The 25,032-nt window shown below is 53.5% G+C and carries 18 protein-coding genes; 13 read left to right on the forward strand and 5 right to left on the reverse strand.

Annotation, left to right across the window (positions count from 1 at the left end):
- Positions 1-267 precede the first annotated feature (267 nt).
- Complete coding sequence (locus OK409_RS22040) at positions 268-1,341, reverse strand: RepB family plasmid replication initiator protein (protein ID WP_010256943.1); 1,074 nt, start codon at positions 1,339-1,341, stop codon at positions 268-270.
- A gap of 2,058 nt (positions 1,342-3,399) precedes the next feature.
- Here OK409_RS22040 and OK409_RS22045 point away from each other — a divergent pair.
- From OK409_RS22045 to OK409_RS22075, 7 genes are all read left to right on the forward strand, one after another.
- A complete protein-coding gene (locus tag OK409_RS22045) occupies positions 3,400-4,602 on the forward strand; it encodes an AAA family ATPase (protein ID WP_010256940.1) in 1,203 nt (400 codons plus the stop codon).
- Entirely contained in the window at positions 4,599-5,570 is a 972-nt protein-coding gene (locus OK409_RS22050) for a ParB family protein (RefSeq protein WP_010256937.1), read from the forward strand. The genes OK409_RS22045 and OK409_RS22050 overlap by 4 nt, the downstream gene beginning before the upstream one ends.
- A 219-nt stretch (positions 5,571-5,789) precedes the next feature.
- Positions 5,790-6,716, forward strand: coding sequence for an aminoimidazole riboside kinase (locus OK409_RS22055; protein WP_264367540.1), 927 nt, complete (start codon positions 5,790-5,792; stop codon positions 6,714-6,716).
- Between the two features lie 157 nt (positions 6,717-6,873).
- Positions 6,874-8,409 (forward strand): carbohydrate porin, encoded by a 1,536-nt coding sequence (locus OK409_RS22060; RefSeq protein ID WP_264367541.1) that lies wholly within the window; start codon positions 6,874-6,876, stop codon positions 8,407-8,409.
- A gap of 67 nt (positions 8,410-8,476) precedes the next feature.
- The gene (locus tag OK409_RS22065) at positions 8,477-9,847 is read left to right on the forward strand and encodes a sucrose-specific PTS transporter subunit IIBC (protein WP_089415091.1); all 1,371 of its coding nucleotides are present in this window, start codon (positions 8,477-8,479) and stop codon (positions 9,845-9,847) included.
- The gene (locus OK409_RS22070; RefSeq protein WP_052271891.1) at positions 9,847-11,256 is read left to right on the forward strand and encodes a sucrose-6-phosphate hydrolase; all 1,410 of its coding nucleotides are present in this window, start codon (positions 9,847-9,849) and stop codon (positions 11,254-11,256) included. The genes OK409_RS22065 and OK409_RS22070 overlap by 1 nt, the downstream gene beginning before the upstream one ends.
- 29 nt (positions 11,257-11,285) lie before the next feature.
- Positions 11,286-12,290: a substrate-binding domain-containing protein gene (locus tag OK409_RS22075; protein WP_039387344.1), complete on the forward strand. Its 1,005-nt coding sequence runs from the start codon at positions 11,286-11,288 to the stop codon at positions 12,288-12,290.
- Between the two features lie 20 nt (positions 12,291-12,310).
- Here the strand turns inward: OK409_RS22075 and OK409_RS22080 are convergent, their stop codons facing one another.
- Entirely contained in the window at positions 12,311-13,501 is a 1,191-nt protein-coding gene (locus tag OK409_RS22080) for a cytochrome P450 (RefSeq protein WP_264367542.1), read from the reverse strand.
- Between the two features lie 22 nt (positions 13,502-13,523).
- Complete coding sequence (locus tag OK409_RS22085; protein WP_033781041.1) at positions 13,524-14,069, reverse strand: chorismate mutase; 546 nt, start codon at positions 14,067-14,069, stop codon at positions 13,524-13,526.
- Positions 14,070-14,451: 382 nt separating this feature from the next.
- Here OK409_RS22085 and OK409_RS22090 point away from each other — a divergent pair, with 382 nt between their 5' ends.
- Positions 14,452-14,697: a hypothetical protein gene (locus OK409_RS22090; RefSeq protein WP_010256916.1), complete on the forward strand. Its 246-nt coding sequence runs from the start codon at positions 14,452-14,454 to the stop codon at positions 14,695-14,697.
- 1 nt (position 14,698) lies between these two features.
- Here OK409_RS22090 and OK409_RS22095 read toward each other — a convergent pair whose 3' ends face one another.
- Positions 14,699-15,610 carry a GNAT family N-acetyltransferase gene (locus tag OK409_RS22095; RefSeq protein WP_033774047.1) on the reverse strand — a complete coding sequence of 304 codons (912 nt, stop codon included), beginning with the start codon at positions 15,608-15,610 and terminating at the stop codon, positions 14,699-14,701.
- 518 nt (positions 15,611-16,128) lie between these two features.
- Here OK409_RS22095 and OK409_RS22100 point away from each other — a divergent pair.
- Both OK409_RS22100 and OK409_RS22105 read left to right on the forward strand, forming a co-directional pair.
- The gene (locus tag OK409_RS22100; RefSeq protein ID WP_010256913.1) at positions 16,129-16,302 is read left to right on the forward strand and encodes a hypothetical protein; all 174 of its coding nucleotides are present in this window, start codon (positions 16,129-16,131) and stop codon (positions 16,300-16,302) included.
- Between the two features lie 398 nt (positions 16,303-16,700).
- A complete protein-coding gene (locus OK409_RS22105; protein ID WP_122460005.1) occupies positions 16,701-18,284 on the forward strand; it encodes a diguanylate cyclase in 1,584 nt (527 codons plus the stop codon).
- A 24-nt stretch (positions 18,285-18,308) separates the two neighbouring features.
- Here OK409_RS22105 and OK409_RS22110 read toward each other — a convergent pair whose 3' ends face one another.
- Positions 18,309-20,090, reverse strand: coding sequence for a GGDEF and EAL domain-containing protein (locus OK409_RS22110; RefSeq protein ID WP_264367543.1), 1,782 nt, complete (start codon positions 20,088-20,090; stop codon positions 18,309-18,311).
- A 346-nt stretch (positions 20,091-20,436) separates the two neighbouring features.
- Between OK409_RS22110 and OK409_RS22115 the strand changes: the two genes are divergently transcribed.
- From OK409_RS22115 to OK409_RS22125, 3 genes are all read left to right on the forward strand, one after another.
- On the forward strand, positions 20,437-21,870 hold the full coding sequence (locus tag OK409_RS22115) for a methyl-accepting chemotaxis protein (RefSeq protein ID WP_061703016.1): 1,434 nt from the start codon (positions 20,437-20,439) through the stop codon (positions 21,868-21,870).
- Positions 21,871-22,231: 361 nt separating this feature from the next.
- Complete coding sequence (locus OK409_RS22120; RefSeq protein ID WP_010256895.1) at positions 22,232-22,471, forward strand: hypothetical protein; 240 nt, start codon at positions 22,232-22,234, stop codon at positions 22,469-22,471.
- 405 nt (positions 22,472-22,876) lie between these two features.
- Complete coding sequence (locus OK409_RS22125) at positions 22,877-25,012, forward strand: putative bifunctional diguanylate cyclase/phosphodiesterase (RefSeq protein WP_122460003.1); 2,136 nt, start codon at positions 22,877-22,879, stop codon at positions 25,010-25,012.
- The last annotated feature ends 20 nt before the right edge of the window (positions 25,013-25,032 follow it).

Genomic DNA, 25,032 nt, shown 5'->3' on the forward strand with positions numbered 1-25,032 from the left:
TTCTGGCTATTACGCTTTTGAGGCCGCTCTTCCGGGAGAGACTAACCACTATAGAGAGTATACATAGCACCGGGCTCAATTCAGGTCCTGCCGATGGAGAGTGATGAATAGCGCGATTAGCCCTGTTCAGACAGGCGTTACGTATGTTGCTGTCGTGCTGGTAACCACTATAGTGAGTAACGTTACTCGCTACAGTGGTTATTGCGTTTCAGCCCGGCGTTCCCGATAAGAGATTGAAAGCGGAGTAGCATGCTAGCAGAAAGCGTGTCATTGCTTCTTCTGCTTCCTGATTTTGTTCAGTAGCTCTTTTTCTTCACGCGAGACCATCACCAGCTCACTGCTATCCTCTTCAATCACCGGTTCAGGCAGGCTGACGTCAATTACGTCGGAATCGATATCAAGATCGTCAAACTCATCCATCTCATCATCGATCAGGCCTGACTTACTGAGCGGCAGTTCGGCCGGGCGCAGCTTAGGATGACGATAATGAACCCAGAAGTAGACTGATGAGCCACGTCGGGTTTCGGTGTAGTCGAGATAGCCGATCTCTTTTAACTGCTCCATGGCCTTTCTGACGGTGGCATTCTGGGTAATCACACGCGATGTCAGGTTAAGTCTTGCGCGCAGACGCGCCATAGATATCGGCGCAGGCTTCGGCGGAAGGCTTTCAATGAAGGTGTAGAGCGCCTGAGCAGACTCTTTGCGTGCCAGCTCATTGATGGCTTTAAGCTGCAGCAGAACCTTTCTGTCGAACTGATACAGCTCAAAGATCTTGGGATCGGCCTGCAGCGTTACCGTGTCCTTCTTGATGCTGTATTTCGCAGACTGCACCAGGTGCGTCGTGTAGTTCTCTCCGCCCTTGCTGGTAAAAGTCAGGGTGTTAGAGGCAATACGCGTCAGCGAAGCATCCAGACGGCTCCTGAGCTTCGAGGAGAGACGCACTGAGGGTATGCCGCATAGTTTGGCAAATTCAACGAAAGAGAGCGTTACCGTGTCTCCCAGACACTCATGCGTAGCGAATGCACGAATGATCCCGACCCAGGTTTTGAAATCATTATCCATATCCAGGCGGGCACCCAGAATCTTAATGTTGTCATAGCCTTCTGACCTGACCAGGGATAACTGTTTAAGATCCTGGGTCACATCCATGGCGTTCATCTGGTTTTTCTGACTGCGCGCTGTGGATTTTAACGTCGGAACAAATAAACCGAGTCGCATCAATGCTACCGGCTGGACGGTGTTGTTACTGTTGGGGGTAAGAGTAACAACTTCACCTGTACGTTTATCTGTTTCGCTAAACGCATCAGCTATGTTCAGGATATCTGGTTCTTTTCTTGGCATTAGGAAGATCCGTGATGTGAACAGGCGAGAGCCGCTGTTACTCGATACAGTGGATACTATCACTCACTACAGCGGTTAATCTACTTACCATAGTGGTTATTTCTCTCGATATAGTGGTTGTTTTACTCGTTATAGTGGTTATCAACCCGGCTTTAACCTAGTCATACCGTGGCCTGAGGCGGTGCTGGGATCTTTAAGGAACTTAATAAGGATCTTAAATGGATCTGTTATTGGATCTATTCAGTGGATAACCTGAGAAAACTAACTGAAAAAGAGTCGAGCCACCGCCCTCCCCCTTTACTGGATCTCCCTCTTTCATCGCAAGCACTCTGGAAAAAGCCGTCATCTACACATAATCAGGGTTATGCACACCGATTCAGACCACTTACTCGCTATAGTGGTTGTTGAGTACTCGCCAGCGCGGTTGCTTTTCTCGCTATAGTGGTTGTTATACTCGTTATAGTGGTTATTCTTCTCGCTACAGTGGTTACTGCCCCCCTTCCAGGCCTTGTGTCACAAGGCTTCAGACGCTGCAGGGATCTGTTAAGGATCTCAATTTGATCTATTGAGGATCGACCAATTGGATCTGGCCTGTGGATAACGGGGATAAAACACACAAAACAAAGAATTAGCTGAGAGTCCCAGTCAGAAGTGATTTTCACCTTCAGTTCTGAATGTGCGGTTTATCAGAAGCACGACTGAGAAGGTCTTTTACTGCTAAAACGATCTAACGCTGAGCATAGGTAAGACTGGAATGTTGCATACACCTATAACCATTAAATCTTTAGGGTTATAAGTTTAAATCAGGCCTCAGAAAATCGGTCAGTGAAAATACAGAAAACTCACCATGATGTTAATCGCCTATCTATTTGATAAATAATGGATTATTTTTTATTTTCATGATGAAAACACCATAAGATTCTTACTTAACGTAATATCTTTGTTTTGTCAGTACTCAGAATCTGTCAGACATACTAAAAAGGCACTTAAAATAACTTTCCCGGAAGAAGTTAATAAGGCACCAGTGAAGGAACAACAGGAACAACAGGAAGAACAGGAAGAACGACAGTAAGAAAAATGCGTTCGGCATAATAACTTAAACTAATAAATAGGCTTAGCGTGAATGAAGTAATTTCAGGAATGTAAGAATGATATGAAGATGAAAAGATTGTATCGGGAGCTGAATCAAGCACAGTAGAGCGTTAATTCTGACTGTCCGGCATAGCTACATTATGGTGACTTGCCACAATTAATATTGCTCTAAGCCTTGCCGCATTAAGCCTGTTCTCTACTCCTACTCCTACTCCTACTCATGCTCTTAAATCGGCAGTCTTAACTCTTCGATGATTTTGATTCGTGACATCACATAATGATGAAGGGAATTAAATCCCTCTCTTTTCTGAATTAAGCCTTGCAATAAAAACCCTATGCGGAAAACGCCTGACATTATGTTGACAGGCAGCAACACAGATTATGAACGATACATAATGACAAGGCATAAAAGGTATAGATTTGGAAGCAGTGATCTTAAGTTAGCAATGATAACGGTAACGATTACTTGCGCACTTTACCGTTATGCCTACTCCTTCAGGTTCAAAAGCACTGTAATAGCTTCTGATTAAAACTCTACGTCAGCAGTAAATGTTGAGTGAAAGTGCATTAATCCTGGAAATTTTTCACCAGGCTATTTCACGCTTAATTAAATGATTTATAATAACTTTTATTGAATTTTCATGCTGAAAACACCATTAAAAAAACACGAAAACAATTTAACGAGCAAGCTGCAGACTGGCAGATGATTTATCAGAATCGGAATGCACCGCTCCGAATCATTAGTCCTTAAAATATTCGTTTAATGTCGCCATTTTAAGTTATCTGTCTCAACCGGCCTGTAAGACAAAAAAGCAGAGCGATTCACTTTCCAGTGATTCACAAAAGTAATGCTGCTTGCATCTCACCATCGCGGAGAAAAAATCCAGGTTTTTGGCATTTTTCTAAAAAATTGGCAGATATGTGCTTTTTGTGTAGTATGCAAAAAACATTAACGCAGAGGGGCTTATGAAGCGTGATTATGGTGGAGTGCTGGAAATGGCCACACGTGCCAATTCCATGTTACATGGACTGAGTAACCATATTGAGCAGCAGCGTCAGGAATTTAACCAGACCGGTTTTTACCAGACCTTCTCCCGGAATGCTGTCGCCAACATGCCATTGCTGAGTAAGCATGCTGTTGTCGCCGCAATTGGTGATATGGAAGCAGCAGGTTATCAGTTTGGGAAAAAACAGACCGGCAGCACCTCACAATATGCCCTGACTATCCAGAATGTGGTCGACATCTATCAGCATCGTAAAGTACCGAAATATCGTGATCGGCACGATGGCCCCTTTGTCGTATTCGTTGTCAGCCTTAAAGGTGGTGTCTCAAAAACAGTGAGCACAGTCACGCTGGCCCACGGTATGCGTGCACATCCTTCTATGTTACATAATGACCTGCGTATTCTGGTTATCGACCTGGATCCACAGGCATCAAGCACGATGTTCCTGAGCCATACCAACAGTGTCGGTTCAGTTCTGGAGACGGCAGCGCAGGCGATGCTGAACGATCTGGATGCTGACCAGCTTCGTAAGCAATTCATTAAACCTACTGTCATGCCAGGCGTTGATGTGATCCCAGCCTCTATCGACGATGGTTTTGTTGCAAGCGACTGGGAAGAGCTGGTTGCTGAGCATCTGCCAGGCGTTGCGCCTTCGGAAGTACTACGCCGCAACGTGATTGATCGTCTGGCGGGTGACTACGATTTTATCTTCCTTGATACCGGACCTCACCTTGATTCATTCATGCTGAATGCAATTGCGGCCAGTGATGTACTGCTGACGCCGACGCCCCCGGCACAGGTCGATTTCCACTCCACCATGAAGTATCTGACGCGTCTGCCTGAAATGCTGGAGCGTATTGAGTCCGAAGGCATTGAGCCACGGCTTAAAGCCAATATCGGCTTTATGTCCAAAATGACCTCTAAACACGATCACCTGACTTCGCAAAGCTATGCCCGGGAAGTGTTTACTAAATCGATGCTGGACTGCAGCCTGCCGCGACTGGATGGATTTGAACGCTGCGGCGAATCCTTTGATACGGTGATCAGTGCCAATCCCTCCTCTTATCCGGGCAGTGCGGACGCTCTGCGCAAAGCTAAATATGAAGCCGAGCAGTTCTCAAGGGCTGTGTTTGACCGCATTGAATATATCAGGAGTACCTTGTGAGCAAACCTATACAGCGCATCGGGCGCAAGTTTGGTGATTCTGCTATCGCAAACATGATCGACAGCAGCAGCCAGTCGCGCACATTTACGCTGAAGTCGGGCGCGAAGGCCACCTTTGTGCGCCAGCTAATCCTGCATGATGATATTGAAACCAGAACCAGCGTTGACCCAAAAATCAACGGACGTGACCAGAGCACGCTGACGCCGGAATCGCTTCAGGAGATCACCCGTACTATTACGCTGCAGCAATTTTTTCCGGCTATTGGTCGTGTCAACGGTGACCGGATTGAAATCATGGATGGTTCGCGCCGCCGCGCCGCATGCATTCTTACCGGTGCCAGTCTGGAAGTACTGGTCACCGCTGATGAACTGAGCCTTAGTGATGCGCGTCAGCTGGCTGCGGACATTCAGACAGCAAAAGAGCATAACCTGCGTGAATTAGGCCTGCGCTTTATGCTGATGAACGAAAATGGCATGAGCAAAACAGAGATTGCTAAAGCAGAAGGCATCTCAAACGCAAAGGTCTCACGTGCGTTCCAGGCCGCAGCCGTACCCGCTGAATTTATTGAACTCTTTCCGGTCGTATCAGAGCTGACACTTCAGGATTACCAGCTACTGCTCGATGTCTGGGAAGAGGCGAAAGCGGAAGCGGTTGATGTCACCGCGCTGGTCAGCGATATTAAGCAAACGCTTAAAGCTGATGATTCCCTGCTAAGCGCCAATGCGGATGAGAAGAAGAGCGCGATTCTTAACGGCTTTAAAAGCGCCCGTCGTCAGTTAAAAAAACCTGCACCTGTCAGCAAGACGGTGACGGAAAAGCTGGCTACTTTTACCACAGCTAATACCTATGCGCGTCGTAAAACTAATGATGAGAAGCGCACTGTGCAGTATGAATTCAGCCGTCTGCCAAAAGAGATTGCTGAACAGATCGACGCGTCAATCAGACAGATACTCTCCACATTAAAATAATCCTCTTTACGTTTTTGATATCAGAACCGGCCTCTGTGCCGGTTTTTTAATTCTTTCCTCCACCGGCCTCCCGACAGTGCAATCCGCATCTTATCGCTTCGCCTGATAACGACTTCTGTTAATTACGCATCATTTCCGCAGGGTAATACTTGAACTCAGCACGGTTTATCGCTATAGCTAAAACGGTTTAGCTATCAGGTTTAATCAGAGGAGTTTTTTATGTCTGTACGCGTATGGTGCCTCGGGGATGCCGTGGTTGATTTGCTTCCCGAAATGCCGGGTCGCCTGATGCAGTGTCCGGGTGGGGCGCCCGCCAATGTCGCCGTTGGAGTTGCCCGTCTGCAGGGAAACAGCGCTTTTATCGGGCGGGTAGGGGATGATCCCTTTGGTGAGTTTATGCGGCAAACGCTCATTGAAGAGAAGGTTGATACCCGCTACATGATCGCTGATACGCAGCACCGCACTTCAACCGTGGTGGTCGGATTGGATGACCATGGCGAACGTTCCTTTACCTTTATGGTGAGGCCGAGTGCTGACCTGTTTCTTGAGGTGCAAGACATGCCCGTATTCCGGCACGGGGAGTGGCTGCACTGCTGTTCGATTGCCTTATCAGCTGAACCTTCACGCACGGCGACCCTGACTGCCATGGAGCAGATCCGGGCAGCAGGCGGGCATGTCAGTTTCGATTTAAATCTGCGTCATGACCTCTGGCCCGATCCGGAACTGCTGCATGCGGTGGTGAACGAGGCGCTGAGCCATGCGGACGTGGTTAAACTGTCCGACGAGGAACTCAATTTTCTCTGTCCGGATCAGGAACCGGCTATCACCATGCCGCAGCTGGCAGTGCGATTCAGCATAAAATTATTGCTGGTCACGCGGGGCAGGGAAGGTGTGATCGCCTGCTATCAGGGCCAGCTATACCACTATGCTACTTCGCCCGTGGCCAGCATCGACACCACGGGCGCAGGTGATGCCTTCGTGGCCGGATTACTCTGGGGGCTGGCTAAGTCGGGTCTTCCTGCCGATGAATCGCAGCTGGCCATCTGCCTTACCAGTGCACAACGCTGCGGTGCACTGGCAACCACGGCTAAAGGGGCCATGACAGCACTTCCGCGGCTCCACCAGCTGGACGACCTGCCAGGCTGATTATCTTATTGCCCCTGTTTTGGGAGCTATCTCACAATCACTAAACCGGTTTAGCAATTTTCATTGCGCAGGGAAATTACCCGTGGCTATGATTTGCGCCTAAACCGGTTTAGCAAAAAATCCGGTGATGATAGCCTCTCTTCAGGGACATAAAAAAATGAAAAAAAGCACGTTAGTAGTGAGTCTCTCAACGATATTACTTTCCACATCAGTCTGGGCCGACTCCAGTATGAGCAGCATTGAAGCACGCCTTGCGGCCATGGAGCAGCGACTGCAGGCAGCCGAGCAGCGAGCGAATGCAGCGGAAACCCGCGCACAGGTCGCGGAGAAACAGGCACAGATGGCTGAGAAGCAGGCACAGCAGCTGGCTGCCGTGCAACAACAGACCCAAAACTCCACCGCTGAGGTCGCGCAGCGCACCGCGAAACTGGAACAGAAATCAGCCGATGAAGGTGGCTTCGAGTTCCACGGTTATGCCCGTTCAGGATTGCTGATGAACAGCTCGGCCGCCAAAACTCAGGGTGGCCCGACCGTTACCCCTGCCGGGGAAACCGGCGGTCACGTTGGTCGCCTTGGTAATGAACCGGATACCTACGTTGAGCTCAACCTCGAACATAAACAGACGCTGGACAACGGCGCGACCACCCGTTTCAAAGCGATGCTGGCCGATGGACAGCGCACCTACAACGACTGGACAGCCGCCAGCAGCGATCTCAACCTGCGTCAGGCGTTTGTCGAGCTCGGGCAGCTTCCCACCTTCAGCGGCGCATTCGATAACGCCACGGTCTGGGCCGGTAAGCGTTTTGATCGCGATAACTTTGATATTCACTGGATCGACTCCGATGTGGTGTTCCTTGCCGGTACCGGTGCCGGTATTTACGACATGAAATGGAGCGATCAGGCGCGCAGTAACATTTCCCTTTATGGTCGTACCTTTGGCGACATCGAAAACAATGAAAACACTGCGCAGAACTACATCCTGTCGCTGAATAACTTTGTCGGGCCGGTGCAGCTGATGGTCAGCGGTATGCGGGCCAAGGATAACGACGATCGCCGTGACATCGACGGCCTCAGAGTCAAAAGCGATGCGGCAGAAACCGGCGTACATGCGCTGCTTGGCCTGCATAACGACAGCTTTTATGGGCTGAGAGAAGGCACGTCGAAAACTGCACTGCTCTATGGTCATGGACTGGGCGCAGAAGTGAAGTCGATTGGTTCTGATGGCGCACTGTTGCCGGAAGCGGACACCTGGCGTCTGGCGAGTTACGGTATTACCCCGCTGGGCGGTGGCTGGCACATTGCACCTGCTTTACTGGCTCAGCGTAGTGACGATCGTTACGTCAAAGGTGACAGCTATGACTGGGCGACAGTCAACCTGCGGCTGATTCAGGAAATCACCCAGAACTTTGAGATGCAGTATGAAGGCTCTTATCAGTACATGGATCTGCGTCCCGAAGGCTACAACAACCGTAATGCGGTCAGCGGCAGCTTTACCAAACTCACCGTTGCGCCAACCCTGAAAGCCGGTGATGTCGGTGACTTCCTCAAACGTCCGGAAATTCGTCTCTTTGCAACCTGGATGAACTGGGATCACCGGCTGGATAACTATGCCAGTGACGACGCTTTCGGCAGTAAAGGATTCGATGCCGGTGGCGAATGGAACTTCGGCGTACAGATGGAAACCTGGTTCTGACCGGGCGGCCCCGGATGCCGGGGCCAGAGATCAGGATGGATAAAAACATAACAAGATTGAGGTGTGTATGGACTATATAAAAATATCGCGGGCATTGCTGCCCCTGCTGGGTGGTAAAGAGAACATCGCCAGCGCTGCTCACTGTGCCACCCGGCTGCGGCTGGTGCTGGCCGATGATGAAAAAGCGGATACCACCGCGATTGGCCGGATTGAGGGCGTTAAAGGCTGCTTCCGCAATGCGGGCCAGCTTCAGGTTATCTTCGGCACCGGCGTGGTGAACAAGGTCTACGCTGCCTTTATCGCCGAGGCGGGCATCAGTGAATCGAGCAAATCTGAGGCCGCTGATATAGCCGCACGTAAGCTCAACCCTTTCCAGCGCATCGCTCGCCTGTTGTCGAACATCTTTGTGCCGATCATTCCGGCGATTGTGGCATCAGGTCTGCTGATGGGCCTGCTGGGGATGGTCAAAACTTACGGCTGGGTCAATCCGGAAAATGCGCTCTACATCATGCTGGATATGTGCAGCTCGGCGGCCTTTATTATCCTGCCGATCCTGATTGGCTTTACGGCTGCCCGCGAGTTTGGTGGTAACCCGTTTCTTGGTGCGACGCTGGGCGGCATTCTCACTCATCCGGCGCTGACCAACGCCTGGGGCGTCGCCGCCGGTTTCCACACCATGAACTTCTTCGGCATTGAAGTGGCGATGATTGGCTATCAGGGCACGGTGTTCCCGGTGCTGCTGGCGGTCTGGTTTATGAGCATGCTGGAAAAGCAGCTGCGTCGGGTTATCCCGGATGCGCTGGATCTGATCCTGACCCCGTTCCTGACGGTGATTATCTCCGGCTTTATTGCGCTGCTGATTATCGGTCCGGCGGGTCGTATGCTGGGTGATGGCATCTCCTTTATTCTCAGTACGCTGATTGCGCACGCCGGCTGGCTGGCAGGACTGGTGTTTGGTGGACTCTATTCGGTGATTGTGATTACTGGCGTCCATCACAGCTTTCACGCTATCGAAGCCGGACTGCTGGGCAATCCTTCCATCGGCGTGAACTTCCTGTTGCCTATCTGGGCGATGGCGAACGTGGCTCAGGGCGGTGCCTGTCTGGCCGTATGGTTTAAAACCCGCGATGCGAAGATCAAAGCGATTTCGCTGCCTTCAGCGTTTTCCGCGCTACTGGGGATTACCGAGGCGGCTATCTTTGGTATTAACCTGCGCTTTATGAAACCCTTTATAGCGGGTCTGGTGGGTGGCGCGCTCGGTGGTGCCTGGGTGGTGTCGGTCCATGTTTATATGACTGCGGTCGGGCTGACCGGTCTGCCGGGCATGGCGATTGTCCAGGCGGGCTCTCTGCTCAACTATGTCATCGGCATCGCAATCGCGTTTACCACTGCGTTTGTGATCTCTTACCTGCTTAAATACAAAACGGATTCTGAATAATGGCCTCATCAACACGTCTTGCCGCCATTCTGCAGGCGGTGATGCAGGGTATGCCAAAGGCGCTCAGCGACAGCCACTATCCTGGCTGGCATCTGGCACCGGTAACCGGCCTGCTAAACGATCCCAATGGCTTTATCCATTTCGACGGTGAATATCATCTCTTCTATCAGTGGAACGCGCTGGAGTGCGCGCATCAGCAAAAATGCTGGGGACACTGGCGCTCAGCCGATCTGCTGCACTGGCAGCATCAGCCCATCGCCCTGATGCCGGACGAGGAGTATGACCGCAGCGGTTGTTACTCGGGCAGTGCGGTAGAGGATAACGGTGTACTGACGCTGATCTACACCGGCAATGTGAAGTTTGATGATGGTTCGCGCACCGCGTGGCAGTGTCTGGCGCAGCAGAACAGCGCCGGCGGTTTTGACAAACTCGGTCCGGTTATCGCCGTGCCGGAGGGCTACACCGGCCACGTTCGCGATCCCAAAGTGTGGCGTCATGAAGATTACTGGTACATGGTGCTGGCCGCGCAGAATACCCAGCTGCAGGGCAGGGTGCTGCTGTTGCGTTCTGATAATCTGCGCGAATGGCAGAATCTCGGCGAGATTGCAGGCAGCGAACTGGGCGGGCTGGACGCCGCTGGCTACATGTGGGAGTGCCCGGATATGTTCATGCTCGGCGACAGCACGTATCTGATCTGCTGTCCGCAGGGTGTTATGCCTGAAGAGAAACGCTACCTGAACAGTCACGCCTGCGCCTGGCTCAGTGGCTCGCTGGATTATCAGCAGGCTGCCTACCTGCATGGCCCGCTGAACGAAATGGATGCCGGGTTTGAATTCTATGCACCACAAACCACGCTGACCGCTGACGGCCGGCGTCTGCTGGTGGGCTGGATGGGAACGCCAGACGGTGAAGAGATGGCCCAGCCAACCGTGGCGCATCACTGGATCCATCAGATGACCTGTCTGCGCGAGCTGAGCTCCCGCAATGGCCGGCTCTGTCAGCAGCCGATTGCAGAACTGCAGGCGCTGCGGGAGAGGGAGCTGCACTATCAGGGCCGCGCCGATGACGCGCCGCCGATCGCCGCGCAGCGGCTGGAGCTTGAGCTGGAGAGCCTGGGCGATATAGAACTCAATTTCGCCGATACGCTGATCCTGACGTGGCAGCAGAATGAACTGCGGCTTGCCCGTCGCAGCCTGGTATCGGGTCAATGGACCTATCGTTACTGGACAGGGGCTGCACGCCGGTTGCAGATCCTGTGTGACCACTCCAGCGTTGAGATCTTCATCAACGACGGGGAAGGGGTGATGAGCAGCCGTTATTTTCCGGACCATCCGGCGATGCTAACCCTGCGCGGTCGCGCAGAACTGCAGGCCCGCTACTGGTCGTTACGTCGCTGCATGGTAGAATAAGCCCTTGTTTCACTAACCGATGCCTTGCCGTGAGAAAAACCAAACGCGTTACCATCAGTGACATCGCCGGGCTGGCTGGGGTTTCTAAAGCCACTGCCAGCCTGGTGCTCAACGGCCGTGGCGAAGAGTTACGGGTGGCGAAGGAGACGCGTGAGCGGGTTCTGACACTGGCCCGGGAACACCATTATCAGCCCAGCATACACGCCCGTATGCTACATGACGCCCGCAGTCATACGCTGGGGCTGGTGGTGCCGGAGATCACCAACCACGGCTTTGCGGCCTTTTCCCATGCGCTGGAAAATCTCTGTCGCGCCGCCGGTCTGCAACTGCTGATCTCCTGCACCGATGAAAATGCCGGTCAGGAGATGGCCGTGGTCAATAACCTGGTGGCGCGTCAGGTCGACGGGTTGATTGTCGCCTCCAGTATGCTGAGCGACAGCGACTATGTCAGCCTCAGCGAACAGCTGCCGGTGCTGCTGTTTGACCGCCACATGAACAATACCAGGCTGCCCTGGGTCATCACCGACTCTGTGACGCCCACCGCTGAGCTGGTCGAAAAGCTGGCGCGCACCTGTCCGGAGGAGATCTATTTTCTTGGCGGACAGTCTGACCTCTCCCCGACCCAGGATCGTCTGACGGGATTCAAAGAGGGGCTGATGCGGGCGGGTGTTACGCTGCGGCCGGAGTGGATAATTCAGGGTAACTACCATCCCGGCAGTGGCTATGAGATGTTTGCCGCGCTCTGTCGCCGGCTGGGACGCCCCCCTAAAGCGATGTTCACCGCCGCCTGCGGTCTGCTGGAGGGAGTACTGCGCTACATGAGCGAGCATAACCTGCTGACCAGCGACATCCGCATTGCCAGTTTCGATGATCACTATCTCTATGATTCACTCTCCATTCCGATCGACACGGTTGAGCAGAATGTCCCGGCACTGGCGCAGGCCTGCTTTTCTATGCTGACCACGATGATCGCTGGTGAGGATCCCGCTGACAGTCAGCTTATCCTGCCCGCCACGCTGCGGCTGCGCGGTTAACCGCCGGGCGTTGCAGTGCTTTACCATTCGACCGGCAGGGCGCTGACGCCGCGCAGATTAGCTCTGTGGTTGCGGCGAACGCCAGCGGCCACGGGCCGCATCTCTGGCAATCGCGTCAGTAATACTTCCAGCGCCACCTCCATTTCTGCCAGTGCCAGCCGGTAGCCCATACAGTGATGTATACCGCCACCGAATGCCAGACAGCGCCCCTCATGCCGCCGGATATTCAGCCGTTCCGGAGAGGTAAATACCAGCGGGTCGTGATTGGCTGCACCAAGGCTAAGGAAGAAGCGGGTTCCGGGCGGGATGAGCTCTCCTGCCAGCTCAATCTCTTCCAGAGTCGTGCGGTAAAGCATCTGGACCGAACTGTCGTAGCGCAGACATTCCTCTATGGCATCTGGTATCAGCGCATGATTCTGTTTCAGGCTCGCAAGTTCCTGCGGATGAGCATGCAGGGCCAGAATGGTGTTGCACAGCATGTTTGACGTTGTCTCATGACCGGCAAGAAACAGCAGTATCACATTGGCGATGATCTCATCGTGATCCAGCCGGTCGCCGTCACTGCCGCTGCGCAGAAAAAGCGACACCAGATCGCTGGCGGTGCTATCACGTCGGGATACGATCACGGCACTGAAGTAACTTTCCAGTACGGCAAAAGCTTCAGCGGCTTTCAGCAAATCTGGCGGACTGATTTGAGGATCGAAAACCCTGACCAGTGCAGAGGTAAGGCGACCCAGTTCTGGTGCATCAGATTCTGAAACATCCAGCATCCGGCAGATAATGCGCACCGGTAGCGGAAAAGCGAATGCCTGAGCCAGATCGCAGGCACGACGCCCTTCCAGTTCATCAACCAGTTCATTGGCTATCGTCAGCGCCATCTCCCGAAGAGATTTAATCTCCCGGCCGCTGAACGCCTTCATAACCAGTCCTCTTAACCGGTTATGATCGGGTGGGTTCAGCACCAGAAACATTCTGCTGATACCCTGAAACAGCGGCAGTCCGGCTGCATAATCACCAAATCTTACTCTGACACTTTCCATATAATTTTTACCGACCCGCCGGTCGTTCAGCAGGGCGTCCACCACCGCGTGACTGCCGCTGATGATGATCTTATCTCCGGCAGGGATAAGCGGTCCTTGCTGATGCAGTTTTCGATAAAGGGGAAAGGGATTGTCAGAGTAGTCGGGGTCCATGAGTTCATGAAGCTGCATAGCGTACTCCGCTGATAGAGGATTAGTGCTGGCGCTGAATGCGGGAGAGGGAAGCGAACAGGCTGTTTTTATCACTCTCACTGAGGTGAGGTGCCGTGAGGTGTGACATCAGAAATTCTTTGTCCTCCTGCGAGAAGGCGCCGGTCATCAGCCGCTGGCTGATCGCCGTCAGGAGCTGGGTATCCAGCTGTTGTATCTGCTGTCTGGTCTCGGCCAGATCCCTGACAGGAACAGCGCTGTCTGGTGATGAGAGCCAGTCAGCCCGATAGCGATACTGGATCGCCTTGCTGGCGTTCATCAAAGCGTGCACAAACGGCTCCACGGAGTGGGGTTCAAGCCCGGCCTGTTGTGCGTTTTGCAGCATGTTATCCAGCACCACCTGTTCCCGTGGCAGATCCTCAATAGGTAAATGATGCAATGCTTTATAACCCGCCACCGCTTTCATTACCTGCATCCGTTCGTTGAGTGAGGTAGAAAGCGCCCCAAGAGAGACGGATGAGACTGAACCTGCGAAAACGTTACTGCACATAAACAGTGAAGAGAAAAAAATTGCCACAAAGTGAGTCATTTGCCTGCTCCATAAATGAAAACTGGCACTAATTTATGCATGAAAAAATAACTATGTGTGATTATTTTGTTTTCAAAATGTGAATCACAAGGCGGGTCAGTGAAATGAGAACAGGTCATTAATTTTAAAGTTATTTTTTATCTTTATGGTCATTAAAAATTCACATTAATTTGCAATGCTGGCGGGTTGATTGGATATGACGTCTGAATGGATTCCCCCCTGATGCAGGTGGCGTTGCGCCATTTACGTCATCTCTGTGATGCCAGAATGAGTTTACGAGGCATGCCGGGTAGTGCGCACAGGAAAGCGCCATGCCGATCAGGGTTCAGGTATAATATGTTCCGCGAGTGTGGCCGTTTTTTAGCAGCAAAACGAGGTAGGTATGTCTGTATCCGAAGCTACTACCGGTGGTAAAAGTGTCGCGGCGTTAGTTGAGAGCCTGGAAAAACAGGCGGCAAAACGTTCAGACGCGAACTGGCACGAAGGTCTGAAAAGCAGCACCAAAATCGCACTGGAAAAAATTAATGGTGCGTTTGCTGCAAAATGGATCAGCGCAGACGAGAGCCTGAGCCTTAAGCAGCGCGTTTACAGTGTGCAGGATAAGTTGATTGAGCTGGCTTTATGGTGATTTAAATTGCCCGTCGGCTCGCACGTAAATCGGCAGGGGTAAAAAACTGATATTTCAGCACGCAGCGTCGCCCGGCATTTTGCGCGCTGCGCAGTGAAGGGGTGTTACCGGGCAGAATGGTACCGGTCAGCAGTGCCTTCTCACCATAATGATGATGAAGCTGCTGCAGCAAACGCTGCTGAGCGCGCGCGGCGAGTCCACGGCCCTGATAAGCGGGCATAATCACCTCATCCATAATCTGAAACCCCTCAATAAAGGTCAGTCGCCGGGGGACACAAATCATCAGCCCTGCCACTATGCCCTGCCAGATAATCAGAAACACATGTCCCGCGGCGATATCCTCCCGTAATTCCTGCCTGCTGGTTGCCAGTAGCTGATCGCGCAGATGCGGCAGCGTGTGCCAGCTGGCACGATAGGCGCGGTTAATCGCCGTGATACAGGCGGGATAATCCTTCCGGCGGGCTGTCACCAGTGAAATATCTTCGTCGACAGGAACAGAGAGTGAAGCCAGGTCGCTGAGGAAAAGCAGTTGATCGGTTATACCGATGTCAGGATAAGTCGCAGGCAACAGGATGCGCAGCTTCAGAGGTTTCAGCGGCTGCCATGCCTGCATAATGGCGCTAGCGACCCTGTAATCGATGATGCCGTCACGCGCAACAACCTCAATAAAGGGCTGTGCAGGATCGCCACCCAGATAGCGCGGCCCGGTGAGATAACGCTGGCCGTTTATCGTCAGTTCTCGCTGCAAAAAGGCGTGCTGGGGCAGACCGGTTTCACGCCATGGAAAGGCGGAAGAAAAATGGTGATCGTGGCATCGTGTCTGCTGCTGCGCCAGCCAGCTGGCAAGCCAGTCGCTGAGACGTTCAGATGAGACAGGAACAGTACGGTAGAGCGACACCATATAATCCAGCATAAGATTCCTTATTGCCCGCCGTCAGTGATCTCCTGCCTCGCTCCGCGATACATCTGTACCGTTACCGGATTGCAGATGAGGCTGATGAGAGTGTAAACGATGTGCTCTGTTTATGACCATCTCAACCTCTCAGTCAGCACCATTACATCCCCTCTGCATGACGGCTCTGGACCTGCCAGACGGTGCAATGCTGACAATGTGAGCAGGTATACGTCATCTTCTGCGATCGCTTATCGTCGCCACCCTCTGAGCTGCATTAAACATGGGTTACGATCTATTCGGGTCTGGCTGGATTTCGTATACATGGTCAAATTAATTGATGAAATAAGGCAGGGTTGCCCAAAAATTTAAATGGGAAATAGATGCGAAATTTTTACGTAAATAATACGGAATCAGATAATCGGCAGCCGATAAATGGATTATGATAAAGAGGATTTTCAATAATTATAAAATGTTCGATCTTTTTAACACCCGGGGGTTACATGGTTCATATTGATTTATGCACCCAGGAGGGCGTGATGAAAGCTTATGCTTTTCAGACGCCGATGCAGGCAATGACCCTGCTGGAAAAAATTAAAAATGATGAATTTCAGTGGTTTAATCTGGAGTGGGAAGGGCGCCGCTATACCTGTCCGCATCATTTTATTAAAAGGCTCAGCAGCCGCTCTTATATTAAATCGTTCTGGCGTTAAATTCGCTTAAAAGATAAGGCTGATGCACAATTACTTATTATTGATGCAAGTTTTATTTAACTGTTCTACGCATATTTTTAACGTAATGATAAACGGGGCAGAGCCTGCCCCGTTATTTTCAGCGACCATATGGCGTTGTTATCACGGTCAGCGGTAATAATAGTGCGTCATCTGCACAGATACCGGCCTGCTCAGTATCATTATTACCGCTTAATCATTTTCTGCTGTTGCTTATCAGGGCTATCGAAACGCTAAACAATCCTTTATGCAGGGCTGGACGGTTGTGTGCTGCGCCCGGCAATGCGCCGTGATCCTGTGTAAATCATCTTCTGTTCGGCCCTTGACGTGAAACGTCTACTGTTACACTCAGATGACACTTAATCCGGATCCCGACTGCAATGCCCCATGAAAAAATGCGCCTTCGCTCGCTGCTGACTTTGCTTTCCATCGGGGGCGTCATTCTGACCTCCGGTCTGCTGCTGAGTGCGCTGCTGCTCTTTCAGAAGGCCAACATCGAAGACAGTCTGCTTGAGGGGAACATTGCCTATGCCCGCAAGCTGGCTGATACCACCGATCGTTACCTGGCGACAGCACAACGTGAACTGGCCTGGAGTGCGTCGCAGATCAAGGAGCTTAGCGATATTAAACGACTGGAAGGAGAGAGCGATCGCCTGCGAATGCAGTCGGGCTTTTTCAACTCGGTGGTGGTGGTAAATCATGGTGCCATTATTGCAGCAACCTCACCCGATAGTCTGAATCTTATTGGCGTGAAGCTGCACTCACTTGCCAGCCTGCAGGCCATAGCGACCCAAAAGCCTTTTATCTCAGCTCCTTTTACCTCCGCGGCCGGTAACTATGTGGTGTTTTTATCACAACCTCTGTTCAGCGAAGATGGCCGCTATCTGGGCTACATTGGCGGGACTATTTATCTCAAGAAACAGAGCATGCTGAGCGAAATCCTGAGCCAGCATTTCTATTCCAATGGTTCAACGGTCAGCGTGGTCAGCAATGAAGGGCTGATTATTTTCAGTCATGACGCGGCGCGCGTCGGAACAAAGATGCTGCTGAGTCTGGCACTGCAGAAACGGCTCGCCACGACGGAAAGCGGGCATTTCACGCTGGAGAGTGAGGGGCAGCACTATCTGACCGGCTATGGCACACTGCATAAAACCGGCTGGAACGTTTTTATTACCGGCACCTCTGAAACGGTCAGGCATATTCTGATGCGCACGGCAGAAAGCGCCGTCTGGTTCGTTCTGGGCATTATTGCCGTAACAGCGGCCATTATTGCCTTTATGGCCGGTCGAATCGCCTCTCCACTGGAAAAGCTGGCGGACAGAGTGCGCGATGGCGGCAGCGAAGCCCAGGCGGAATCTCTCGCCACGGTTAAAACCTGGTATTACGAGGCTGATCGGCTTAAAGAAGCCGTGCAGGCTCATCGGCACGCCGTTGCGGGTCATCTTGCCGCGCTAAACGATGAAGCGATGACCGATCCGCTGACCGGGCTCTGCAACCGACGCGGATTTTCGGCGCTGGCGGCGCAGTCAGACAGTGAGCATGAACAGTGTGCCATCGCCATTGATATTGACCATTTTAAGAAGATAAACGACTGGTACGGGCATGACGCGGGCGATGCGGTTCTGGTGAGCCTGGCAGCGTTGCTGCGTCAGGCTTGTCGTACCGGCGATATCGTCAGCCGGTTTGGTGGCGAGGAGTTTATTCTGCTGCTGCCGCATACCACGCTGGCTGATGCCGTCCGCACCGCGGAGCGCATCCGTGAGACCGTCAGCGCCACCACCTTTCCGTTTGCCGGAACGATGACCATCTCAGCCGGGGTGGCTTCGCGGAGCGATCAGGATAGCGATCGCGACTCTCTGCTGCGGCGTGCCGATGAAGCGCTTTACGAAGCAAAAGCCGCCGGACGTAATAACGTCATCATTGCCGGAGCTGAGGGGTCCAGCGTGTCTGGGTCGGCCGGGTAAGATTCCGGGGTGGGTGGGACAGGCTCAGCACTTACTGCGTAATCGCCAGCCGAGCCACTCATCCAGTGCCGCTTCCGGCAGCGGCCTGGAGTAGAAAAAGCCCTGCGCCTGGTCGCAGCCGAACTCGGTCAGCGCCGCAACGGTTTCCGCATTCTCCACGCCCTCAGCCAGCACCATATAATCGAGATCTTTAAGCATCGCAATAATACTGCGGGCGATGACGCGCGATGCGGTGTCAGATGAAATTTCGCTGATCAGTGAACGGTCCAGCTTGATCACATCCAGCGGAATGCGCCGCAGATAACTGATGTTGCTGTAGCCGGTACCAAAGTCATCCAGTGAAATACCGAATCCACGAAGTTTCAGCATCTCAAGCCCCCGCATTGCGGTCGCGCTCTCCAGAATCCGTTCCGTCTCCAGACACTCAATGCCCAGCAGCGAAACCGGGAGCTTCGCCCTGATCATCTGCTCTTCCAGCTCGTCGGCAAAACCGTCACGTGAAAAATCGCTGCTGCTGACGTTAATGGTGATGGGCAACTGAATATAGCTGTTGCGCAGCCGGGAGAGCCGGGCGATGGCGTGCTCTGTCACCCAGGTGGTCAGTTCGCTGAGCAGCTCGGTTTGCACGGCAAAGGGTAAAAACTGTGCAGGTGACAGTTCGCCGCGCTGCGGATGCTGCCAGCGGATCAGGGCCTCCAGGCCAATCGGCTTGCCGCTGTGCAGACAGATTTTAGGCTGATACGCCAGCCACAATCCCTTATCCTGGCGTATCGCGATGGCCAGGTCATGCATCAGGGTAAAGTCCTGCGTATGGCGCGTATCAGTGGCCTCGCTGAAAGGCATCGAGGCGACGTCGCGTGTGATGGCCTCGTGCAGCGCGCTGACCGCACGCCGCAGGATCTCCTGGGCAGGCATCTCCCCGGTATTGAAACTCGCCTCACCGGTGTGGGTCATCAGTGCAACCGACAGCCCATCGCCGAGATCCGCGCTGATCCCGGCCAGCTTGTTTGCCACCCAGTTAGCAGTGAGTCTGCTCTCCTGACGTGTCAGCAGGGCAAAGCGCCCGGTGGCTACGGTGTAGAGCATCTCTCCTGGCGCAGGCCTCAGGCGCAGCGGCAGCAGTGTCGCCACATCTTTCAACAGGCTTTCAACCGGTCCCATGCCCATTGAGCGCGCAAGCTCGTAGGCGCGCGGCATATCGATACAGTCAATCAGCACCAGCCGCCGTGGCGTGGTGTCACCGGAGGCGGCCAGAAACTGCAGATCGCGAATCAGACGCTGGCGGTTGGGCAGACCGGTTACCGGGTCGGCAAAGCCAGCCGAGTACCAGGCCTCAAGAAATGACATCACCAGTGCCGCCAGCATCTTCAGCATGGCGACCTGATCCGCATTAAAGGGATGAGGCGCGGTGTCAGTCACGCACAGCGTACCCAGTATCAGACCTGTGCTGCTTTTAAGCGGTACGCCGGCATAAAAGCGGATAAAAGGCGCGCCAACAATCAGCGGATGCTCAGCAAAGCGGGTATCCAGCAACGTATCGGGTACTACCACGGTGCTGTCACTGTCCACTGCATGCCGGCAGAGCGAGTCCTGCCGGGAGGATTGAGTGAGTGTGAAATTTTGCGCAGCCTTAACATGCTGCATCTCATCATCCAGTACGGAGATAAAGCTGCCGGGTATACCGAGTGCCTGGCTGGCCAGTCGGACGAACTGTCGCAACACATCGTCACGACTTTCGTCGTTACTGCGCAGCGCGTGCAGGGTTCGCGTACGGCAATCGTCGCCGTCGCTGAGACTCATAAGCATGGATTCCTCCGCACCGGCTGATTACGGCGCGAAATTAAACAGAAAAATTGAAGGGTATGATGTCATGACTACAGGCAAATTCTGCAAAAAGAAAGAGTCATGACCATTTATTTTTTATCACACTGCACGGCATTGCTGGTCAGAATAGCAAATCACTTTTCTTTAACGAAATATTTTAGTAATCACGATTCTATTATTTTGTCGTTAAAAACTTTTAATTTCTTAAATATCCTGCCAGTATACAGAGTATAAACATAGTGCACTATATAATAATGCACTAAAGTAGATGACATAATTTATTTTTGTTTAATTTTAACTACACCAATGACAACATCGGGGAAACCTCATGAATTCACTCAGGCATTTCACTATCCGCCGCGTTGTGCTGTGGATGATGATCGTCTCACTGGGCATCGTCGTGCTGGCCGGTGGCTACAGCAGCCAGGTCGTGCGCGATATCTTTCGTCAAACCGATCGTTCAGCCGTTCTGACGCAGCAGCTGAGCTTTCTGGCGCACAGCGCTATCGTCATGCAGAGCGGTACGCCAGCCGATAAAAACGCGCTCGTCGCCTCAACCCCGGCCGATGCTGACTGGGATAAAGTCCGCGCGGCACTTACGACAACCCCCTCAGAATACGCAACGGTTGCACGTGCGCAGCTGGACAAGGTGACGCAGCAGCTGGCCCGGAATCAGGCACCCCTGAAGGCTGACCGGCATCGGCTTGAGGGCGTATTGCTGGCAGCACTGCTGGCGGCAGTGGCGTTGCTGCTGTTTTGTGACCGCTATCTGGTCGTCCATCTGGTGCGTCCGGTAGGTAAAATTCGCGGTCATTTAAAAATTATTGCCGATGGCGATCTGACGCGCGAGCCGGAAGATCTGGGGCGCAACTGTGTCGGGCAACTGGTGCCGCTGGTCAAAGAGATGCAGCACAGTCTGTTGCAGACGGTCAGCGCTATCCGAGACAACGCAGCCATTCTTCATCGTGAAGCGGGGGACATTGCTGCGGGTAACGCCGATCTCTCCGACCGGACATCCACTCAGGCTGCTGCGCTGGAGCAGACCGCAGCCAGCATGGAGGAGATTACCGTCACCGTGCGTCACAATGCACAGAATGCCCGCGAGGCACGTGAACTGGCTGCCAGCACCACGGATACGACTCAGCAGGGCGTGGAACTCGTTCAGTTGGTATCGGCAGCCATCACCAGCATCGCTCAGGGATCAGAAAAAATCCGGCAGTTCACCACCACTATTAATGGTATTGCGTTTCAGACCAACATTCTGGCGTTAAACGCCGCTGTAGAAGCTGCCCGTGCGGGTGAGCAGGGCCGCGGCTTCGCGGTGGTCGCCAGTGAGGTACGTTCACTGGCACAGCGAAGTGCTGCTGCCTCTAAAGAGATCGAAGAGCTGATTGCCGATACCGTGGCACGCGTCGACGATGGCCGGCGGGCGGCTGAGAGCGCAGGAACCACCATGGAGGCCGTGCTGCGCGGCGTCGGCGGCGTGAATGAACTGATCGGACAGATTGCGCTGGCTTCGGATGAACAGAGTAAAGGGATTGCCCAGGTCACGGTCGCCGTTGCAGAACTTGACCGCGTAACGCAGCAGAATGCGACGCTGGTTCAGCAGGTTTCGGCGACAGCAGACAGTCTTAGTGGACAGACTGAAACGCTGGGCAGCGTGATTACGCGCTTTACCCTGCCGCATCACCCTCTTGCCGTAGAGCCTAAACGCGTCACGCCTGATGAAAAAGGCGGCTGGGCAACGTTTGCGCGGGCATAGCCTGAACGTATTTTTTCTGAACTGTAGATAATGTCTGTCCGGCACGGAATAACGATTAATATTCACTCTTTTTAAAAGAGGGATGAAACGGTCATTTTTTGTGACTGTGATTGACGTTGATCATCATTCGATCAACGCCACCATTCAGAATGGCAATTACTATTCTCAGCGGTGCAAAAATTATCCGGGCAGCGATTTAAATATAATTCAGGTTATTTTCTCTGTTTTTACTGGTGCGTTACGCTTTCCTGATAAGTGTAAAACGCCGGGCTGTTAAAACTTAACTCAAATTTATGTTTTGGCCGCAGGCGTGTACTTCCGCCCGGCCATCTCGCCGGGGCACCGTATGCGGAGCGTTTATATGGGAAATCAGATTTTACAGCGGCCTGTCGCCGTCCAGCACAACGTGCGTGAGCTGCGCCTTGCGGCCGGTCTCTCTCAGGAGATTGCAGCCGAGCGTTTCGATCTTAGCCAGCGTGTCTGGCAGACGAAAGAAGCATCGAAAAATCCTGCGCTGCTCAGTCAGGGAGAATATGAACTGCTGATGTTGCTCGCCGGAGAGCATCCGCACTATCAACTGGTACCAAAGCTGAAAAAGTAAGGCGTTCATCCTCTGTTTTCTCTTAAGTAAAGTCATGTCGGGCCGATATAGAGAGCTAAGCGAGGCGCATTACCGCCTGTCTGATCTGCTCTGGCCAGATAATCCTGGGCGGTCCGCCGCACTCTCTCTGGCAGGCATAACGTGTTAACTGATGCCTCGCTGTCTGCGGTGTCAGCTTTATCGGACTCAGCGCGGCAACCTGTTGCTGCCGGGTTTACTGACGGGCCTTTCTTCCGGCAACGGATCGGCAGCGAACTCTGCGCGTTCTGTCTGATTGAACGTGTCCTCTTTATGCTGTGTCAGGCCAGCCACAGCAGATAACACCAGAGGAGAGTTACGCTGAAACGTCCAGTTTATCATGATGCCGAGGCGGCTCGCCTCGACGCACTTAAGCAGTATCATCTGATGGATTCACCGCCGACCGATGCGCTGGATCGCCTCACTACGCTTGCCGCGCGGCTGTTTCGGGTGCCGGTCGCTTTTGTCTCGCTTATTGATGAAAAGCGGCAGTTCTTCGCCTCCCGGTACGGTTTAAATATTTCAGGTACGGCACGCAACGTCGCCTTCTGCCACCATACGCTGGCGCAGGGCGATATCCTCTGCGTGCCCGATACGCTGAAAGATCCGCGCTTCCGCGACAGTCCGCTGGTTCACGGCTACCCCTTTATCCGCTTTTACGCGGGGATCCCGCTTTCGACCCCGGATGGGCATCATATTGGCACGGTCTGCCTGACCGACAGCCATCCGCGTGAGCCGTTAACTGCAGAGGATCGAAAGCATCTGAACGATATTGCTGCACTGGTGATGGATCGCATGGAGATGCATCGTCTGGAGTTATTGCGCTACACCAGCCAGCAGCGACTCGAGGCGATCTCATCCACTTCGCCTGACGCCATTGTCTGCACCGACCTTCGGCGTGGCATAACCTTCTGGAACCCGGCCGCCACCGCGCTGTTCGGCTACAGCGCAGAGGAGATGCGCGGCCAGTATATCAGTGAGCTGATCCCTGCTCGCTGTCAGACTGACTACCGTAATGAACTGGTCCGGATTACCTCTGACGAAGCAGCTATCTCGCACCCACGCTCTTTGCAGATATGGGGTGTCACGCGTGAAGGTCGTGAATTTCCGGCAGAGGTCTCTTTTTCGGGCTGGCGTGAAGAGGGCGAACGGCTGGTGGGCATGATCATCCGCGATGTCACGGCCCGCTATGAGAGTGAGGCGCGGCTCTGTGAGCTGGCCTCACTGGATATGCTGACACGTCTCGCCAGCCGCAGCGCGTTTATGGATCAGGTCGGCCAGCTGACCAGGGCGGGCGTCCCCTATACGTTACTGATGACCGATCTCGATGGTTTTAAAGAGGTTAACGATACGCTGGGGCATGCTGCAGGCGATGCGTTGCTGTGCCACGTTGCCGAACAGATTCGTGCGGTGTGCGCCAGTGCCGTGACGGCTGCGCGCCTGGGTGGTGATGAATTTGTGATCCTGTTAGCAGGCGGCAGCGCAGAGGCGGCGATCACGGCGGAGAAACTGATTGCGGCCGTTCAGACGCCGTTCCGCTATCACGACTCACCGGTGGTGGTCGGTGCCAGCACCGGCATCGCCTCCTATCCGGAGCACGGCAGGGATCCCTCTTCGGTGATGTCCGCCGCTGATCTGGCGCTCTATCGCGCCAAAGCGTCGGGTAAAGGCTGCAGCATGCTGTTTATGCCCGCGTTTCGTGAAGCGGAGCAGCAGCGGCGCCGTTTTGAGCGCGAACTGGAAACGGCGGTGCGGCAGCAGCAGTTCACTCTTTACTATCAGCCCCGCTACGACGTTGAAAGCGGAAAGCTTATTGGCTGCGAGACACTGGTGCGCTGGCAGCATCCGACGCGCGGGCTGCTGTTGCCGGCTGAATTTATCGGCATGCTGGTTAAAAGTCCGCTTTCAGTCACGCTGGGTGAATGGATCATCCGCAGTGCTCTGGCGCAGGTCCGGCAGTGGCAGGTTCGCTCTCCTCAGCTTCGCGTCAGCATTAACCTGTTTCCGCGCCAGCTGGCAGGGAACAGCCTGGAGACGGTGATACGTGAAAGTGCCGGAGGCGATGCCGGTTTTGTTGAGCTGGAAGTGGATGAGCCACTGCTGGCCGTGCTGATGCAGGATATGCCGGTTCAGGTTGACGCCGTACGCCGAACGGGAGCTTCGTTCGTTATCGATCATTACGGGCGTACGCTGGGGGCGATTAACCTGCTGCGCTACAGTGTTGTGACGGGTTTTAAAATCGATAAGTCGATGACGCACGAGCTGGGTTCCAGCATGCGGGTGCGTATGATGTTCCGGGCCATTACCGCGCTCGGCAAAAGCCTGGGTATCCGGGTGGCCGCCGAAGGAGTGGAAGATAAAGAGCAGATCGCTTTTGTTACAGCCGCCGGATGCGACATTATGCAGGGCAATGGCCTGTGCCAGCCACTGACGCCGGCGGACTTTGAGGCGATGCTGTGCGGAGAGGAGTACTGTGCGCCCGCTATCGCTATCGCCAGCGGTTATGACGTTACGCCACGCTAATCGGTCTGATTGTGGCGAGC

This window comes from Pantoea sp. RG18 (assembly GCF_025910075.1).
GTDB lineage: Bacteria > Pseudomonadota > Gammaproteobacteria > Enterobacterales > Enterobacteriaceae > Pantoea > Pantoea agglomerans.

Excerpts from the sequence above, each read along its gene's own strand:
- OK409_RS22110 (WP_264367543.1), bottom strand. The coding sequence starts at position 20,090 with ATGCTTATGAGTCTCAGCGACGGCGACGATTGCCGTACGCGAACCCTG.
- OK409_RS22125 (WP_122460003.1), top strand. The coding sequence starts at position 22,877 with ATGGATTCACCGCCGACCGATGCGCTGGATCGCCTCACTACGCTTGCC.
- OK409_RS22085 (WP_033781041.1), bottom strand. The coding sequence starts at position 14,069 with ATGACTCACTTTGTGGCAATTTTTTTCTCTTCACTGTTTATGTGCAGT.
- OK409_RS22095 (WP_033774047.1), bottom strand. The coding sequence starts at position 15,610 with ATGCTGGATTATATGGTGTCGCTCTACCGTACTGTTCCTGTCTCATCT.
- OK409_RS22100 (WP_010256913.1), top strand. The coding sequence starts at position 16,129 with ATGAAAGCTTATGCTTTTCAGACGCCGATGCAGGCAATGACCCTGCTG.
- OK409_RS22120 (WP_010256895.1), top strand. The coding sequence starts at position 22,232 with ATGGGAAATCAGATTTTACAGCGGCCTGTCGCCGTCCAGCACAACGTG.
- OK409_RS22060 (WP_264367541.1), top strand. The coding sequence starts at position 6,874 with ATGAAAAAAAGCACGTTAGTAGTGAGTCTCTCAACGATATTACTTTCC.
- OK409_RS22055 (WP_264367540.1), top strand. The coding sequence starts at position 5,790 with ATGTCTGTACGCGTATGGTGCCTCGGGGATGCCGTGGTTGATTTGCTT.
- OK409_RS22040 (WP_010256943.1), bottom strand. The coding sequence starts at position 1,341 with ATGCCAAGAAAAGAACCAGATATCCTGAACATAGCTGATGCGTTTAGC.
- OK409_RS22045 (WP_010256940.1), top strand. The coding sequence starts at position 3,400 with ATGAAGCGTGATTATGGTGGAGTGCTGGAAATGGCCACACGTGCCAAT.
- OK409_RS22065 (WP_089415091.1), top strand. The coding sequence starts at position 8,477 with ATGGACTATATAAAAATATCGCGGGCATTGCTGCCCCTGCTGGGTGGT.
- OK409_RS22080 (WP_264367542.1), bottom strand. The coding sequence starts at position 13,501 with ATGCAGCTTCATGAACTCATGGACCCCGACTACTCTGACAATCCCTTT.
- OK409_RS22105 (WP_122460005.1), top strand. The coding sequence starts at position 16,701 with ATGCCCCATGAAAAAATGCGCCTTCGCTCGCTGCTGACTTTGCTTTCC.
- OK409_RS22070 (WP_052271891.1), top strand. The coding sequence starts at position 9,847 with ATGGCCTCATCAACACGTCTTGCCGCCATTCTGCAGGCGGTGATGCAG.
- OK409_RS22090 (WP_010256916.1), top strand. The coding sequence starts at position 14,452 with ATGTCTGTATCCGAAGCTACTACCGGTGGTAAAAGTGTCGCGGCGTTA.
- OK409_RS22115 (WP_061703016.1), top strand. The coding sequence starts at position 20,437 with ATGAATTCACTCAGGCATTTCACTATCCGCCGCGTTGTGCTGTGGATG.